We start from the raw sequence: 17,416 nt of genomic DNA on the forward strand, positions 1-17,416 counted from the left end.
GTCCTTCAACAAACGTTCCATTCCGTCATGCAAAAAAGTTGATTATATGTGAAAAGCCTAACAAGGCTAAAACCGCGCAAGAACGCTACTCTTTATTATATTACTTTCACAAAAGTTACACAATTAAACGTCCGCTGGGCAATAGCCTTTCTTCCGGGAACTTCTGCGTGTCTGGGGATACGCCCTGCCTTCCTCCCCAATTGCACATACAATGCTAGAAAAACGGCATATGTACTGTGCCTACCGAGGCTAAAGCCATTCCCGTCCTACGATCAAACTGCAAATTGTGCAGCTCATCGCACAAAACGCCATATTTCTCTATTATACCACTGAAATCGTCTCTTGTCCTTTGATTTCTCCGTGTCTGGTCCCTCTTTAGAACTGAACAAAACATGAAAGGACTGATGAATCTTGGGTATCCAACGCGTCTCCAGCAAATGGGCCAAAACAGCCGTGTTACAACGCAGTCGCATTGTGAATGAATATATCCCAGTGACCCGAAAATATAGCCGTCAAACTCTGGAACGAATGACTGAATTATTTGAGTCCAACTATATCAAACCGGACCGTGGCACTTACGGTAATGGCGTTATGCGGGTGAGAACAACCCGTTTATACGAACCTGTTGTTAATTCCGAAGATTCCACCACAGATGCAGAGGTTTCGGAAGAAACCAATGATCGAAACCTGCCTGATGAACCCGAAGCAAGTGCTATTATCTCCAGAGCTACCTATCTCACAACAACATATCATCTCCAATACGGTACAGAGGAGAGATCATTTCATTCTCTGTACGAACTCGAACGAGCACTGAATGATCGCATTCAGGAACGTGATTATATCATTCAACAGGGAATATCGCTGATGAAGCATGAAGATTTGCCTTTTGACTTGCGTGTGTTAACTCAGAAAAATCTGCAACACAACTGGGAAACAACAGGTGTTCTGGGACGTGTTGCTGCCCCTGGTAAAATCATCACCAACATTCATGGCGGTGGGCGATTGGCCACGTTTGAAGAACTCGTACTCCCCCATCTTCACCAGGATGGCTTCAAAAAACTTCGCACTGAGCTGTACCGCTTAGGTATTCATACCGCTGTGCAATTGCAAACATCATTTCCAAGACTCAAAGAGATTGGTATTGATATTGCGCTAGACGAAGCAGGGCGTCCCTGGATTCTTGAAGTCAACACACTGCCAGGCATTTACGCCTTTGGCTTATTACCGGACAAGGAGGCGTACCGGAAGATCAAACGTTATGCGATTGCGTACGGTCGTTTGCCCTCCAAAAAGGGTAAGAGCTCCCGGCCATCCCCTAAAGCACAGGCTTCATCTGCCAAAAAACGTGTACGCAGATAACAAAGGGTTACGGAGATCTAAGTATACGCCTTCCCTGTTCCATACCTTCCCTAATATAAAAAAGGCGCCCTCTCAGGCGCCTCTTCGAATATGTTAAATGTCGAGGTTTTTCACGTATTTTGCATTTTCCTGGATAAAGTCACGACGCGGTTCAACGTTATCCCCCATCAGGGTGTCAAACATGGTATCAGCAAGTATGGCATCATTAATCGATACTTGCATCATGGTCCGGCTCTCCGGATCCATCGTCGTTTCCCACAATTGTCCGGCATTCATCTCGCCAAGACCTTTGTAACGCTGAACGTTGAATTTCGCATTTTCGCCGAGCGTTGCAATAATTTCATCTCGCTCTCTCTCTGAACCGGCATAACGAATCACTTTGTTACGCTCAATCTTGAACAATGGCGGTTGTGCAATATATACATAACCTGCCTCAATGATTTTACGCATGTACCGATACAGGAATGTCAGCAATAGTGTTCGGATATGAGCACCATCAACGTCGGCATCGGTCATCAAAATGATTTTGTGATAGCGTGCTTTGGCAATATCGAAGTCATCACCAATACCCGTACCCATTGCCGTAATAATTGCTCTAATCTCCGCATTACCCAAGATCCGGTCGAGACGAGCTTTTTCCACGTTCAAAATCTTACCACGCAGTGGCAAAATGGCTTGGAAATGACGATCCCGACCTTGCTTTGCTGATCCGCCTGCAGAGTCACCTTCGACGATGTACAATTCGCTGATTGAAGCATCCTTGGATGAACAGTCTGCCAGTTTACCTGGAAGTGAGCTTACTTCGAGTGCACCTTTACGACGTGTCAGTTCACGGGCTTTACGGGCAGCTTCACGCGCACGTGCTGCTTGCAGCCCTTTTTCCAAAATGCGACGGGATACGGAAGGATTCTCTTCCAGGAACTCCTGCAGCTTCTCGGCAAACAAGGATTCGACAATCCCACGCACTTCGCTGTTGCCCAGCTTGGTCTTTGTCTGTCCTTCAAATTGCGGTTCCGGAATCTTGACCGAAATAATAGCTGTCAAGCCTTCACGCACGTCATCTCCGGAAAGGTTCCCCGTGCTGTCCTTGATTACACCCGCCTTACGAGCATAGTCGTTGATGATCCGTGTAAGGGCACTCTTGAAACCTGATTCGTGCGTTCCGCCCTCATGCGTGTTGATATTGTTCGCGAAGGAATAGATATTCTCGGTGTAGTTGTCATTGTATTGCAGGGCAACTTCCACCTGAATGTTATCTCTGGAACCTTCGACGTAAATTGGATTCTCATGCAGGACTTCGCGCTTCTGGTTCAGGTAGGAGACGTATTCGATAATGCCGCCTTCGTACATGAACGAGTTGGTTGCACCTGTACGCTCATCCGTCAATGTAAGACCGATGCCCTTGTTCAGGAATGCCAGCTCACGAATCCGGGCAAGCAAGATGTCATATTCGAACACTCTTGTTTCCGTGAAAATTTCAGGGTCCGGATGGAATCTAACCGTTGTTCCTGTTTCGTCGGTTGTACCGATCACTTTCAGGTCATACTGTGGAGCTCCACGGCGATATTCCTGTTGATAGATATGTCCCTCACGTTTAACCGTTACAACCACTTTTTCAGAGAGTGCATTCACAACGGACACACCAACACCATGCAAACCACCGGATACTTTATATCCACCGCCGCCAAATTTTCCCCCTGCATGGAGGACAGTCATAACTACCTCAAGTGCAGGACGTTTCATTTTGGTATGTTCGCCGACAGGAATACCCCGTCCGTTATCGACTACAGTCACGCTATTGTCTTCATGGATACTGACCTCAATGTGGTCGCAGTAACCTGCAAGCGCTTCGTCAATACTGTTGTCCACTACTTCCCAGACCAGATGATGCAGGCCCTTGGAACTGGTGGAACCGATATACATGCCCGGACGCTTCCGTACGGCTTCCAATCCTTCAAGGACCTGAATTTCATTCGCATCATATGACGGTTGATTCATAGACATGCCTTTCACCTACTTCTATAGATTCAATATCGTAAATATGCGTTAACTAATTTTATGCCACACAACGCTAGAGATCTGGAAAAATGTGAGCCCGCTTTTTCAGCGTGGCTGAGGAAATAGGCGAGTAGTACACAATGTTTTTGGTCACCACAATGGACTTGGCTTCCTCTTCGCCGATGTGTTCCACTGTTTTTTCCTGCTCGGCATGCGTGACATACTGCTTGGAGATCTTTGAGGATTTTTCAATCGATATATCAAAAATAGCGACCAATTCGGAAGAACGGATGATCTTCTCACCGCCCAGATGAATGTACATAAGCCCCTCACTCCTTAGCGTTCAACCTGTCCGGCATGAACGTGATAAATACTGGCATCTTTGAGCTTGTCAACGTTCAGGCTCTCGATCCCCGTAGCCGTAATAAAGGTTTGCACCTTGCTCTGGAACGTTTCGATCAGCTGCGTCTGGCGAAAAGGGTCCAGCTCGGACAGAACATCATCCAGCAACAGAACTGGATATTCTCCGATTTCTTCATGAATCAGTTCAATTTCCGCAAGTTTAAGGGACAACGCCGTTGTGCGCTGCTGCCCCTGCGAGCCATATGTTTGTACTTCCCGATCGTTAATGAAAAAGGACAGGTCATCCCGATGCGGCCCACTAAGGGTTGTGCCTCGGCGAATCTCCTGCTCTTTCATTTGTGATAATTTTATCATAAATTGGTCCATTAAGACAGCTTCATCTTCCTCAGCGGCTTCGCTGAAGGAAGGAAGGTAGGCCAGCCGCAAGACTTCTCCGCCTCCAGTGATCCCCTGATGAATCGTTTCTGCCCACTTTTGCAGTTTCTTTATGAATTGTTTCCTTTTTTTGACGATTTTAACACCATGCTCGACCAGTTGTTCATTCCACACCTCAAGCATGGTCTGGGCCGATGCCCCTTTTCCCCATAACTGCTTAAGCAAATTATTTCGTTGGACGAGCACTTTTTGGTATTGCTGCAGGTGGTACAGGTAGCCAGGTGCAACCTGTCCAATCTCCATGTCAAGAAACCGGCGGCGGACCCCCGGTGTGCCTTTTACAATCTCCAGATCCTCCGGTGCAAACATCACCACATTGAGCGCTCCGACAAAATCACTTAACTTGCGCTGCTCCAGACCGTTAATCTTTGCTTTTTTGCCTTGTTGCGACAAAGATAGTTCAAGCTTGACCGATCCGTACTTTTTGTCGACCTCTGCTGCAAGTCTGGCACGTTCCTCACCGAAACGGATTAACTCCTTATCACGGGATGTACGGTGGCTCTTGGTGAGTGCAAGTACAAAAATCGCCTCTGCAAGATTGGTCTTGCCTTGGGCATTTTGCCCGATCAACAAGTTTACGGGACCAAAAGAATCCAGTCTCAGATGTTCATAATTGCGGAAATTCTGCAGATCAATGCTGTTCACAAACACGCGGTAACCTCCCTTTTATCCCGTCCGTCAGGAGGCAGCAGGATCGAACTGGTCTTCTTATTCTGCAGCAACTTCGAATGTGCCTTCTCCGTCCACTTCAACGATATCCCCAGGGTATAACTTACGTCCCCGGCGTTCCTCAGGCTCTTTATTCACACGTACAAGTCCTTCCTGAAGCAGAGCTTTGGCCATACCTCCAGTTGGGATGCAATCAGCCAGTTTCAAAAATTGATCAAGCTTAATATATTCCGTACGAATCGTAACTTGGTTCACTATGATCTTCCTTTCGTTAGTTGGTCGTCCGATATGGCAATATCACGTAAAGGCTGTGACTGTCATCCAGCGGTTTCAAGATAATTGGACTCATGACTCCTGTAAAAGCGATCATCAGTTGCTCACTTTCAACAACTTTCAGCACATCCAGCATGTATTTAGAGTTGAACGAGATTTTTAACGGATCTCCTGTAAACTCGGCAGGTTCGATTTCTTCTCTTACTTTACCTAGCTCGGAAGAGCTTGAAGAAATTTCAACGGATCCCGAATCCATCGTTTGCATACGCACGATGTTTGTTTTCTCTTCACGCGACAGCAAATAAGCCCGGTCAATGGATTCACTTAATTTTTTTGTATCTAAAACAAGTTCTGTTTTGTATGACGTTGGAATAATTCTAGAAGTATCCGGATATGTTCCGTCCAAAATACGGGAGTAGAACAATACACGGTCGATTTTGAACAGAACCTGGTTATCTGCAACAACGATATCCACAAGGGTGTTTTGATCCGGAACAATTTTGCTGAGTTCGTTCAGCGTTTTACCGGAAATGACCACGTTGTTGAAGCGGATACCTTCTGCATTATCCAGCATTGCTGATCGAGTAGCAAGACGGTGACGGTCTGTTGCCACAAATTTCAATTCGTTGTCACCCAAACTCCAGAGTACACCTGTCAGGATTGGAGTAGTCTCGTGTGTGGAAATGGAGAAGACCGTTTGTTTGATCATATTTTTCAGCAAATCTCCTGGAATGGAGACGGTTTGGTTTTCTTCGATGCTTGGCAGTACCGGGAATTCTTCCGGATCCAGACCTACCAGTTGAATTTCGGTAGCACCTGCGGAGATAAAGGTGTTGAAGTTCTCTTTGACTTCCATGTGCACTTCCTGTGATGGCAGCTTCTTGATGATCTCCACAAAAAACTTGGCTGGCAAAACTACACTGCCGGGTTGATCTACCTGAACTACGCTTTTATCTCCATCTTCAAGCGGGATGAAGGATTGAATGGATATATCGGTGTCACTTGCTGTCAACGTTACACCTTGATGATTCACGTCGAATTTAATACCGCTCAGGATCGGAATCGTCGTACGGCTTGAGATCGCTTTGGATACTTGCTGTATGGAATCGTTTAAGTAGTTTTTCATTATGCTGATTTTCATGGTTTCACTCCTAGCTGTTTTTTTGGGTGTTGGGGTGTTAAAAGGTGTTTTTCAAAGGCCGAAGGCTAAGCTCCGAAATGGCTATTTTGGAGATGATATCTTTAAGATCTTTTTAGTAATAATAGTAATAGGGGCACTGAATATGTGGATAAGTGGGTATAAACCCGTACACCCAAGCCTATCCACATGTGTATACGTTGTGCATAGGCTTGGGACTTGTTCAGGTTGGATTCTTTATTTTTTCGGTTAAGTTGTTGATAACTTTATACAGATCCTGATCGTTTTTAATCGCTTGGGAGATTTTTTCGTGAGCATGTATGACAGTGGTGTGATCTCGTCCTCCGAATGCTTCCCCAATTTTGGGCAGAGAAAAGTCTGTCAGTTCACGAGAGAGATACATGGCAATCTGTCTTGGAAAAGCAACTGCCTTGGTCCGTTTCCGTGCTTTGAAATCTTCAAGCTTAAGGCTATAATACTCGCCGACCTTTTGTTGGATGTCATGAATAGTGATCATTTTGGGACGACTGGAAGGAATAATATCCTTCAGTGCTTCAGCTGCCAGATGAGTGGTTACATCTTGATTAGTCAGTGAAGAATAAGCAACGACCCGAATCAGGGCGCCCTCCAGTTCACGGATGTTGGTGTCAATCTGGTTGGCAATGTACATCATCGCTTCATTCGGAATATCCAAGTTTTCCGCACGTGCCTTTTTCCGCAAAATTGCGATCCTTGTCTCCAAATCTGGAGGCTGGATATCCGTGATTAACCCCCATTCAAAGCGAGAACGAAGCCGTTCTTCCAATGTCGGAATTTCCTTCGGTGGTCTGTCGCTGGAGATGATAATCTGCTTCCGTTCCTCATGCAGCGCATTAAACGTATGGAAAAATTCCTCTTGTGTTGATTCTTTTCCCGCCAAGAACTGAATATCATCAATGAGCAAAATGTCGACGCTCCGGTATTTGTTACGGAAGCTCTCCCCGCGGTTGTCACGGATCGAGTTAATGAATTCGTTCGTGAATTTCTCAGACGACAAATAAACGACTTTGCTGCCCGGATCATGCTCCAGAACATAATGTCCGATCGCATGCATCAAGTGAGTTTTACCGAGACCTACTCCTCCATACAGAAAGAGAGGATTGTAAGCTTTGGCGGGCGCTTCAGCGACCGCCAGCGATGCGGCATGGGCAAAACGGTTGCCCGGCCCGATGACAAATGTATCGAACGTATATTTCGGATTCAGCATGCTGAGTACGGCTTCTTCCTGTACAACTGTAGGCGTTGGAGCCGGCAGTTGCGGGTCCGGTTCAGCAGGCTTGTTCTCTTCGATGACAAATTTCACATCGACTTGCTTGCCAAGCAACTCGTATACCGTCGAGCCAACCAATTTGGTGTAACGGCTCTCCAGCCATTCGACGGCAAACGTGGTTGGTGCGGAAATGACGATTGAACGGTCATTCAGCTTGGTGGCTTTGGTTGCTTTGAACCAGGTGTCAAAGCTGGGTTTGCTGAGTTTGTTTTGTATGATTGATAAAATTTGCTGCCATAAATCAGAAGTATGGCTGTCCACAGACTGTCACTCCTTTTACATGTTCCAAGTGTGGCTTAAGCCATGATGCAGTGTCGAAATACGAGATATATTGTTGAATTTATCCCCAAACCCCCGCAGGTCGAAAACAAAAAAAGTATGAACAACGGAAAATTGTTCACAACTTTATCCACAGGCTGTTGATAATATTATGGGTCAGATCACATATTCACATCCAAAAGTAATACAATCATAGCAAAAGAAACCCCGCATTTCAACGTATCGCGTGATTTTATCCACAAATTCAATAACTTGTGTATAATTTTTAGTCACAACACAATATATTGTTTATAAACTGTTTAATTTTCGACAGAATGACCCAAAAACCAAAAATGTCTTATACACAGGTTATCCGTCAAATGATGCCAAATTGTGTGTAAAAGTATTCTTCGTTTGTGAATAACCTGTCTGTGGATAACCGTGAAGTAAAAACGAAGCATGATTGAGATCAGAAAAAGAGTGACCTCTCACCCTCGCGTTTTTCTTGCCAATGGGGCGATGATGAAAGCGACGAATTCAGTGTCTGGATGGGAGACGGAGAGGGGAGTAAACTCATGCTTTTAATTGAACAAGATCAGTGGTGTATTTTCTGAGCAGATGGTAATTCTGTGATGGCAATGTATAAGAATAATGGACATAGATGACTTCATTTTGAGACATATGTAATGAGAATTATCAGGATCAAGAGGTAAGCTGATACTCGAATATGGAGGTTGAAGTGTATAAATGTATAATATGAAATCAAAGGATAGATTATGCGTGTATAGCAAAAGAGGGTGTCCTCTAAAACCGATTTTTGGTTTTAGAGGACACCCTCTTTTTTTGGTGCGGAGACGAAGTATGGATTGATGATTTAGAGACGGGGAAGGGACATCTTACGCTGGAATTCAGCGATATCTGCGTATTCCTCTTCCAGTTTGCGAGAAATCCGAATAAAGATGGGCAGCAGCTCTTGGTAGAGTACAGCATTCTCTTTGACAGGGGTATGCCGATGCGTTGTACCGACCATGGAAGAAACGGCATGAAGCGATTGGATCCGCCCTGTAGCGTACAAACCAAGCACGACGGCACCCAGACAGGAACTTTCGAAGCTCTCGGGTACAACCACTTCCTGATTGAAGATATCAGACATCATCTGGCGCCAGAGAGGAGAGCGTGCAAACCCACCGGTGGCTTGAATGGAGGTAGGTTGCCCAATCTGTTCTTCCATGGCGAGCAGTACCGTATATAGGTTGAAAATAACCCCTTCCAGGACAGCACGAATCATATGCTCTTTCTGGTGATGGAGTGTTAAGCCAAAAAAGGAGCCACGGGCATCCGGATTCCATAAAGGGGCACGTTCGCCCGAAAGGTACGGATGAAACAGAAGCCCTTCCGATCCCGGCCGGACACGTTCGGCAATTTTGGTCAGTACATCATAGGAATTGATGCCAAGTCGTTTCGCTGTCTCCACTTCAGACGCGGCGAATTCATCCCGCACCCAACGAAACAGCATGCCACCGTTATTCACAGGTCCACCAATGACCCAAAGATTCTCTGTGAGGGCATAACAGAAGGTTCGACCTTTGGGATCGGTAACCGGACGGTCCACGACAGTGCGAATGGCCCCGCTGGTTCCGATGGTTGCTGCGACAACACCAGGTTCAATGGCGTTTACGCCGAGATTGGATAAAACCCCATCACTTGCGCCAATAACAAAGGGCGTAGAGGGGGAGAGAGCCATTTTTTCAGCCGATTCGTGATTCATTCCTTCTAATATATGTGTTGTAGGTACAAGCTTCGAGAGATGGTCGGGTGTAATGCCTGCAACCTCAAGGGCCTCTGCGTCCCAGTCCAGTTGTTCCAGATTGAGCAAACCTGTGCAGGAAGCGATGGAATGGTCGACGACATATTGTCCGAATAGACGGAAGAACAGATATTCTTTAATCGAAATAAATTTGGCGGTACTCTCAAAAAGTTCAGGTTCATCGTGGCGCAGCCACATTAATTTGGTCAGCGGTGACATGGGATGGATCGGTGTACCTGTGCGCAGATAAATGCGATGGCCCAATCCATTCTCTTGCAGCTTGGCAGACCAAGCTGCACTTCGATTATCCGCCCAGGTGATGCAACGGGTTAAGGGTTTATTATCCTGTCCCATGGCAATGACACTATGCATAGCCGAGCTACAGGATACAAACAGGATCTGCTCGGCAGCAACACCACTCTGATCCATAACTCCTCGCACAGAACGGAGGGCTGCTTGCACAATCTCTTCAGGGTCCTGCTCGGCAACATCGGGTGCCGGGGTATACAAAGGGTATTCCTGCGTTGAGGTACTGACGACAGAGCCTTGCTCGGTAAATAATACGGATTTGGTACTGGTGGTACCAATATCGATCCCAATCATATAGTTGTTCATGTATTTAATCCTTCTTTCTCCAGAAAGCGATGAGATTTTAATTTCTTTCTACTATAGATACTCCATTTATACCACTGTACTCAGGAGCAAAATAAAGATCAGTCCCACTACAGATAATAGTGTTTCCATAACGGTCCACGTTTTCAATGTCTGGGAAACGCTCATATTAAAGAATTCTTTGATCATCCAGAATCCCGCATCGTTTACATGAGACAAGATGAGTGACCCCGCACCTGTGGCGAGTACAACCAGCTCAATATTGGCCCCTGGTGTGAGTGCAAGCACTGGAGCGACAATACCGGCGGCTGTTGTCATGGCTACGGTTGCTGAACCGGTAGCTACACGAATGAGACCAGCGACAAGCCAGGCAAACAGGATCACGTTGATGTTGGCATGGGTAGCGACTTCAGCAATCGCGTTACCCACACCACTATTGATCAATACCTGTTTGAAGGCACCGCCTCCACCAATAATGAGAATGATGGTCGCCGTAGGCGCCAGACATTCACTGGTGAAACGGGAAATATCGTGTTTGGTGAATCCACGTGCAAAGCCGAGTGAAAAGAGGGCAAATACAACTGAAATGAGCAAAGCAATGATCTCATGACCGATAAATTCACTGAAAACGGTGAAACCGCTCGTGGCATTTGGGTCAATGATGCTTGCTATGGAACCAATCAGCATCAAAATAACCGGCAGCAATATGGTAAACAGGGTAATACCAAACCCAGGCATGTTGCTGTTTGTTTTGGTTGCGAATTGTTCAGCCAGTTCTGCTGGCGGTTCGGTGTGTATTCTTTTACCAATAAATTTACCAAACAAAGGACCTGCAATAATCGCTGTAGGAATACCAACAATAAGGGAGTACAAAATGGTTTTACCCAGATCCGCGCTGAAGGCTTCAATCGCTATCATTGGCGCTGGGTGGGGTGGGACCAAACCGTGTACAGTCGATAAACCGGCCAAAATGGGAATACCAATCTGCAGCAAAGACATGTTGGTTTTACGTGCAACGGTGAAAATGATGGGGATCATCAAAATCACGCCAACTTCGAAGAAAACGGGAATACCAACGATAAATCCAACGATCATCATGGCCCAGTGCACACGTTTTACACCGAACCGATCAACCAATGTAGTTGCAATGCGCTCGGCACCACCAGATTCGGCCATCATCTTACCAAGCATTGTACCGAGAGCAATAACAATTGCGATGGTTCCAAGTGTGCCGCCAAGTCCCCCGGTAATGGAAGAGATCACATCGGCAGGTTTCATGCCTGTAAGCAAACCGAGCATTAATGCGGACAACAGCAGGGTGATAAAGGGATTCCATTTATACTTGGAGATCAAAACGATCAGAAAAACGATCGCAATTAACGTCCAAACCAATAATGTTGCGTTGTGGGATAGTCCAAAAAGAGTGCTCATGATGTTGTGTGCTCCTTTATTTCTGATATAGAACGCTTACAAGTGAAATTAGCGTCAACAATTAAAGTTGTACCAGTACCGCAGAAGGTGTTGGCGAAAAATGTAGTTTTATCATGCCCAAATTTGAAACAAAATCGCATTTGTATACTTGTCGACAAGTTAAGTCGCAATCATTCACGACGGATATGATTGCAAACGCCTTGCATCGATTAGGAATCAAAGCTTTCGTGCAGGGTTTTGCCAGAATCTTGGAAATACGTGCGGACTCCAGCCTGAATGAGCATCTTGTCACCTGATTCAAGAGCTTCAACGAGCAAAAGGTGTTTCTCAATTACAGCGCTTACTTTCTGCTCGCCTTGAACAAATACTCTGCGCGTTGTGAGCAGCATAACGGTCATCACAACATATCGAATACTCTTCCATAGATGTGAAATACGGGAATGCTGAGCAGCCTCAATGATGGTCTCGTGGAAAACGAGATCCTGATAGGCGAATTCGACGGCGTCCTGATGCCGTCCAGCAAGTTGCATTTTGTCGATCACGTTACGCAGCTGGGTGATTAATGATTCTGGGACATCACCAGCAAGTCGCTGCTGCACAAAACTTTCAATCAGGAAACGGACATCATACAATTCTTCAACATCCTTGATTCGTAGTCCAATGACAACGACCCCCATACGTTCAAGTCGAATAAGTCCTTCATTGGACAATGTTCGTAACGCTTCACGGACAGGTGAACGACTGCTGTCAAAATCAGCCGCAATTCGGTTTTCCGACAAAATCTCTCCAGGTCGAAGGGTACCGCTGATGATCCGCAGCCTTAATTCGCAGGCAATGGCTTCACCACGGGAAGCCCCTTGGAGCCAGGAAGAAGGAAATAACATATGGCTAACGCTCCTATTAATAAGTAATCAGTTCATTACTGATCATAGCATAACTATTTTGCGGACTGGACATTCAGTTCAATCCATAGTCTGTAGCTACAAGCTAACGGCTAATGTTTTTTTCAAAGGACTACTAAAGGCGGATAAGTAAATCGGCTTCATCCATATACTTGTATACAAGATGTGATTTTTATCCTACACCTTTCTCAAAAGCTTGTAAACCTTAATTGAAGCGGATACAACCTGTTTAGAATTCGACGATAATAATAGCCTATAATCATTATCCACATGTGAATAACTTTAAACAGGATGTAATAAAGATGATAACGGGTATTGGAGGGTGTGGATAACTATAAATGCTGAAATATGGTCATCTGATCGGGGTCTGGGGATAACTTTCAGGACTCTCTTCGGGGCTTGAAATTGGTATTGAAGTGAACGGACTGTGGTCATTACTATGGGTGGGATGAAGAGTGTATATAAAAGAGGGAGAAGCCTTGCGCCATGCAGTTGACTTTTCCAGGTGATCATGGTTAAATATATAAAGGTGTTTTCTGTGAAGATGAAAGTGATTCATCACATAAGTATTTCCTTGTGAGGAGGTGCAATACATTGAGACCTACATTCAAACCGAACGTTAGCAAACGTAAAAAAGTTCATGGTTTCCGGAAAAGAATGAGCACGAGCAACGGCCGTAAAATTTTGGCCGCACGTCGCCTTAAAGGCCGTAAAAACCTGAGTGCTTAATGCATTGAAGACCACCGTGGTGGTCTTTTTTTTCTTAATTAGCTCAAATCAGACTGGATGCTGCTATAGATCAGGTCTGAATGGTCTGCGAAAAAGTGCTGAACACACACGCGAATGTATGTTGAGTGAGTTTTCCATTTTTCGAAAACTTACCTTATATAATGATGAATCGTTGATAGGTTTAAATGGCCAATCAACATTCATCCCGGATGAATGCGTATCAGTTCAAGTAGCTGATTAACAATCATCCCAAATGAAGTTGTCGCCAAGGCGGTTTACCGTCATTCAAGAAAGCCTATACTAAATCAGTAATGAGGCCTCCGTCAATATCATTGGTGGAGAAGAGCAAGGAGAAGCGCCGTGTATAAAAGACTGCGTCTACGAAACCGGGCGGACTTTAGTCGCGTATACCGGTATGGGAAATCGTTTGCCAATCATCAATTCGTGGTGTATGGCTGTCGCCGTAAAGATACGGAACAATTTCGGGTCGGCGTATCATGCAGCAAGAAAATCGGAAACGCTGTCGTACGCAACCGGATGAGACGCATGATCAAGGAAATTGTTCGTCATCATGAGCATGAGATCGTCACGCAGATGGATCTGATTTTTATCGTCAGAAAAGGTGCACTGGACATGCCCTATAAGGAAATGGAAAAAAGCCTGCTACATGCGATGCGAAAGGGCTCTCTTTTGAAGTCGAGCAAGCGGTAAGCTTCGGTTTATTTGTCCTCCTAATTATGGTATGATTTTACGATGGAATGGATTGGTTAAGAGAGGGGTTATGAAGTGTCGCGATTGAAGACATCAAAGGGGAAGTGGATTCTCCTCATTGCAGTCATTGCAATGGTCACTGTACTCGCCGGATGTACTCCACAAGGAGCTGGGGTTACTACGGAAGATCTAAAGAATAGTGATTCTTTTTGGCAAGCCAATGTTGTGTACTGGTTCTCACTGGCGCTGGATACATTCGCCAACTGGTTCAAAGGTGAATATGGACTGGCCGTCCTCGTGATGGTGCTTATTGTACGGACATTGATTTTACCACTAACAATGAAACAAGTCCGTAGCTCCAAAGCTATGCAGGCGATTCAGCCGCAGCTGAAGGAGATTCAAGCCAAGTTTAAAGATACACCTGAGAAAGTTCAGCAAGAAACGATGAAGTTGTTCCAGGAGAACAAAGTTAATCCGATGGCCGGTTGTCTGCCACTTATCATTCAGATGCCGATTTACATCGCACTTTATAACTCAATTTACGGAAACTCCAGTCTGAGAACGCATGATTTCTTGTGGCTCCAGCTCGGATCACCCGATCACCTGTTTATTTTGCCAGTGCTGGCTGCCATCACAACATTCATTCAAACTTGGATGATGATGCGTATGAACCCTGCACAGCAAATTGGTCCGATGCAGTTTATGCTGTGGGTGTACCCGATTTTGATCTTCGTGATGTCTTATCAGTTCCCGTCAGCACTTCCGCTGTACTGGTTCTACAGTAACATCTACACGATCGTGCAAAACTATTTCCTTTACCGGAATAATGATAAAATCGTAGCTGAGGTCAACGTGAAGCAGAATAGCTCTTCCAAAAATGGAGCTAAACGCAAAAACGGTGGCAAAGCGACCGTCTCTGGAAAAGGGTCGAAAGGGGCCAAAAAATCGAAATGACCAAAGTCATTACGTCAGGAAAAACCGTTGAAGATGCTGTAAACCAAGGATTGACCGAGCTTGGCGTAAGTCGGGACAAGGTCGAGATACAAGTGTTAGAGCAGCCGTCAAAAGGATTCCTGGGTTTGTTCGGGGTGAGGGCGGCCAAAGTTGAAGTGAAATTATTGCCTGTACCGGAAGTTGTTCCACAGCCGATCAAGCCAGCTGCATACAAGTCTGAAGTAGATGCATTACTCGAGGATGTTGCAGCTAAAAATCCCTATGAAGAAGCGGCTGCTTTCTTGAAAGAGGTCGCAGCAGGTATGGGACTGGATGTTGAAGTGCATATCAAAAAACAGCGGGATGGACATATCTTCAATATTGCCGGCGAAGATCTGGGCATGATTATTGGCAGACGTGGACAGACGCTGGATGCGCTTCAGTATCTAACGAACATTGTAGCGAACCGATATTCGGAAAGCTTCGTTCGAATTGTGCTCGACGCGGAGAATTTCCGTCAACGTCGGCGGAAGACGCTGGAGGATCTGGCTGAACGGTTGGCTGGACAAGCAATCCGTACCGGTAAGGAAGTTGTACTGGAACCAATGCCACCGCTCGAACGAAAAGTCATCCATGCAAAACTGCAAAATCACCCGCAGATTAAGACGTTAAGTAAGGGCGAGGAGCCTAATCGGCGTGTGGTTATTACGACGAAATAACACGAAATTGAAGACGCAATGGCTTCCTGCCCGGTGCAGAAGCCATTGCTTTTTTCGTACAGAAGCAATTTGATAAGGTGCGTAGAACAAGTAAAGAGTGGACTTAATACGATAAACAACATGTCATATGATATATCATTAATAGATTTGAAAATGGATATGGCGTCCCCTGAGGGGCGGCAATTTTAAAATAGAGCAAGGAGAGATAACCATGATCAGTGATACGATCACAGCGATATCAACGGCTGTCGGAGAGGCGGGTATCGCCGTGATCCGGGTCAGCGGCCCGGAAGCAGTGTCGGAGACGGAAAAGATTTTTCGCAGCAAAACCCCTTTAACTCAGGCAGCATCTCACACGGTTCATTATGGTCATATCATAGATCCCGTTAATGGGGAAAAGATTGAGGAAGTATTGGTTACGGTCATGCGAGCACCACGCTCGTTCACAACAGAAGATGTGGTGGAGATCAGTGCGCATGGTGGTGTGGTGTCCGTAAAACGGGTCATGGACCTCCTATTGCAGCTTGATATTCGTCTGGCTGAACCCGGTGAGTTCACGAAGCGTGCTTTCCTTAATGGGCGGATTGACCTGTCTCAGGCGGAAGGTGTCATGGATCTTATTCGTTCCAAGTCGGACCGAGCTTTCTCGGTTGCGCTGAAACAGGTTGAAGGCAAGCTGTCCTCCAAATTGCGTGATCTACGATATACACTGGTGGAAACACTGGCACATATTGAAGTGAATATCGATTATCCCGAGCATGATGTGGAATCGTTAACGTCTGATTTTATTAAAGAAAAGTCCAGTCAGGTTATGACTGAAATTGATAAATTGCTGACTACAGCAGAGCAAGGAAAGATCCTGCGAGAAGGTATCACGACGGCTATCGTTGGACGACCTAACGTAGGTAAATCCTCATTGATGAATACACTTGCGCAAGACAACCGGGCCATCGTCACGGACATTCCAGGAACAACTCGTGATGTAATCGAGGAGTTCATTACGATCAATAATATCCCGCTCAAGTTGCTTGATACGGCAGGAATACGGGAAACGATGGACGTTGTTGAGAAGATCGGGGTAGAACGCTCTCGCTCTGCGGTAAGTGAAGCCGATCTGATCTTGATGGTTGTGAATGCTGCGGAGCCACTTCATCCCGATGAGATTGAATTATTGGAACAAATCCGTGGTAGACAATCGATAATCATTATGAATAAAATGGACTTAACGCCACAGGTAGAACGTGACGTGCTGCTTCGTTACATTCCGGAAGAACGGCTTGTACCGATGTCGGTGAAAGATGATCTGGGTGTGGATCGACTGGAAGATGCCATCTCTACGCTATTCTTCAGTGGTAAACTGGAGTCCGCAGATCTGACCTATGTCAGTAATGTGCGTCATATTGCCTTGCTCAAAAAAGCGAAGCAGTCCCTGGTTGATGCCTATGAAGCAGCAGAGCAGTTCATTCCAATTGATATGATACAGATTGATGTTCGTTTGGCGTGGGAGCATTTAGGCGAGATTGTTGGAGATACAGCACATGATGCATTAATTGATCAGATTTTCTCCCAGTTCTGTCTAGGAAAGTAAAAAAATATACTGCCGATTGACTTAAATCGTAGTGTATGATAGAAAGGTACAATTTCTGCCTGTTGTCAAAGGATAGAATGATATTGTAGCCATTACGTGTTGGTTTCATATAGATAGGAATGCAAGTTCCGATGAACGGTTAGAAGTAGTTTCATTATTGTAGAACATGATCCGTCTGCGTG

The 17,416-nt window shown here is 45.6% G+C and carries 15 protein-coding genes; 6 read left to right on the forward strand and 9 right to left on the reverse strand.

The window, feature by feature from the left end:
- The first annotated feature begins 411 nt into the window (after positions 1-411).
- Complete coding sequence (locus tag MHB71_RS25150; RefSeq protein ID WP_340027961.1) at positions 412-1,359, forward strand: YheC/YheD family protein; 948 nt, start codon at positions 412-414, stop codon at positions 1,357-1,359.
- A 93-nt stretch (positions 1,360-1,452) separates the two neighbouring features.
- Here MHB71_RS25150 and gyrB read toward each other — a convergent pair whose 3' ends face one another.
- The 9 genes from gyrB to MHB71_RS25195 form a co-directional block, all read right to left on the reverse strand.
- Positions 1,453-3,363: a DNA topoisomerase (ATP-hydrolyzing) subunit B gene (gene gyrB / locus MHB71_RS25155; RefSeq protein ID WP_036611997.1), complete on the reverse strand. Its 1,911-nt coding sequence runs from the start codon at positions 3,361-3,363 to the stop codon at positions 1,453-1,455.
- 67 nt (positions 3,364-3,430) lie between these two features.
- Positions 3,431-3,679, reverse strand: a complete 249-nt coding sequence (locus MHB71_RS25160) for an extracellular matrix/biofilm biosynthesis regulator RemA family protein (protein WP_017691405.1) — start codon at positions 3,677-3,679, stop codon at positions 3,431-3,433.
- A gap of 14 nt (positions 3,680-3,693) precedes the next feature.
- Positions 3,694-4,806: a DNA replication/repair protein RecF gene (gene recF / locus MHB71_RS25165; protein ID WP_017691406.1), complete on the reverse strand. Its 1,113-nt coding sequence runs from the start codon at positions 4,804-4,806 to the stop codon at positions 3,694-3,696.
- A 57-nt stretch (positions 4,807-4,863) separates the two neighbouring features.
- Positions 4,864-5,079, reverse strand: coding sequence for a S4 domain-containing protein YaaA (gene yaaA, locus MHB71_RS25170; RefSeq protein ID WP_036611994.1), 216 nt, complete (start codon positions 5,077-5,079; stop codon positions 4,864-4,866).
- 16 nt (positions 5,080-5,095) lie between these two features.
- Complete coding sequence (gene dnaN, locus MHB71_RS25175) at positions 5,096-6,238, reverse strand: DNA polymerase III subunit beta (RefSeq protein WP_017691408.1); 1,143 nt, start codon at positions 6,236-6,238, stop codon at positions 5,096-5,098.
- Between the two features lie 220 nt (positions 6,239-6,458).
- Entirely contained in the window at positions 6,459-7,805 is a 1,347-nt protein-coding gene (dnaA, locus tag MHB71_RS25180) for a chromosomal replication initiator protein DnaA (protein ID WP_036611990.1), read from the reverse strand.
- Positions 7,806-8,676: 871 nt separating this feature from the next.
- Entirely contained in the window at positions 8,677-10,224 is a 1,548-nt protein-coding gene (gene gntK, locus MHB71_RS25185) for a gluconokinase (protein ID WP_074092902.1), read from the reverse strand.
- A gap of 66 nt (positions 10,225-10,290) precedes the next feature.
- On the reverse strand, positions 10,291-11,652 hold the full coding sequence (locus tag MHB71_RS25190) for a gluconate:H+ symporter (RefSeq protein WP_036671886.1): 1,362 nt from the start codon (positions 11,650-11,652) through the stop codon (positions 10,291-10,293).
- Between the two features lie 209 nt (positions 11,653-11,861).
- Positions 11,862-12,536 carry a GntR family transcriptional regulator gene (locus MHB71_RS25195; protein WP_036611983.1) on the reverse strand — a complete coding sequence of 225 codons (675 nt, stop codon included), beginning with the start codon at positions 12,534-12,536 and terminating at the stop codon, positions 11,862-11,864.
- Positions 12,537-13,148: 612 nt separating this feature from the next.
- On the opposite strand from MHB71_RS25195, the gene rpmH reads away from it, so the two are divergent.
- The 5 genes from rpmH (at position 13,149) to mnmE (ending at position 17,234) form a co-directional block, all read left to right on the forward strand.
- Positions 13,149-13,283 carry a 50S ribosomal protein L34 gene (rpmH, locus tag MHB71_RS25200; RefSeq protein WP_017691413.1) on the forward strand — a complete coding sequence of 45 codons (135 nt, stop codon included), beginning with the start codon at positions 13,149-13,151 and terminating at the stop codon, positions 13,281-13,283.
- A gap of 360 nt (positions 13,284-13,643) precedes the next feature.
- Positions 13,644-13,994, forward strand: coding sequence for a ribonuclease P protein component (gene rnpA / locus MHB71_RS25205; RefSeq protein ID WP_036611981.1), 351 nt, complete (start codon positions 13,644-13,646; stop codon positions 13,992-13,994).
- Positions 13,995-14,069: 75 nt separating this feature from the next.
- Positions 14,070-14,948 (forward strand): YidC/Oxa1 family membrane protein insertase, encoded by an 879-nt coding sequence (locus MHB71_RS25210; RefSeq protein ID WP_076252192.1) that lies wholly within the window; start codon positions 14,070-14,072, stop codon positions 14,946-14,948.
- Entirely contained in the window at positions 14,945-15,646 is a 702-nt protein-coding gene (gene jag, locus MHB71_RS25215; RefSeq protein ID WP_036611977.1) for an RNA-binding cell elongation regulator Jag/EloR, read from the forward strand. Before MHB71_RS25210 ends, jag begins: the two co-directional genes overlap by 4 nt.
- Before the next feature lie 211 nt (positions 15,647-15,857).
- Complete coding sequence (gene mnmE, locus MHB71_RS25220; RefSeq protein WP_036671881.1) at positions 15,858-17,234, forward strand: tRNA uridine-5-carboxymethylaminomethyl(34) synthesis GTPase MnmE; 1,377 nt, start codon at positions 15,858-15,860, stop codon at positions 17,232-17,234.
- Positions 17,235-17,416: the final 182 nt, after the last annotated feature.

The organism is Paenibacillus sp. FSL H7-0940 (genome assembly GCF_037979415.1).
GTDB lineage: Bacteria > Bacillota > Bacilli > Paenibacillales > Paenibacillaceae > Paenibacillus > Paenibacillus amylolyticus.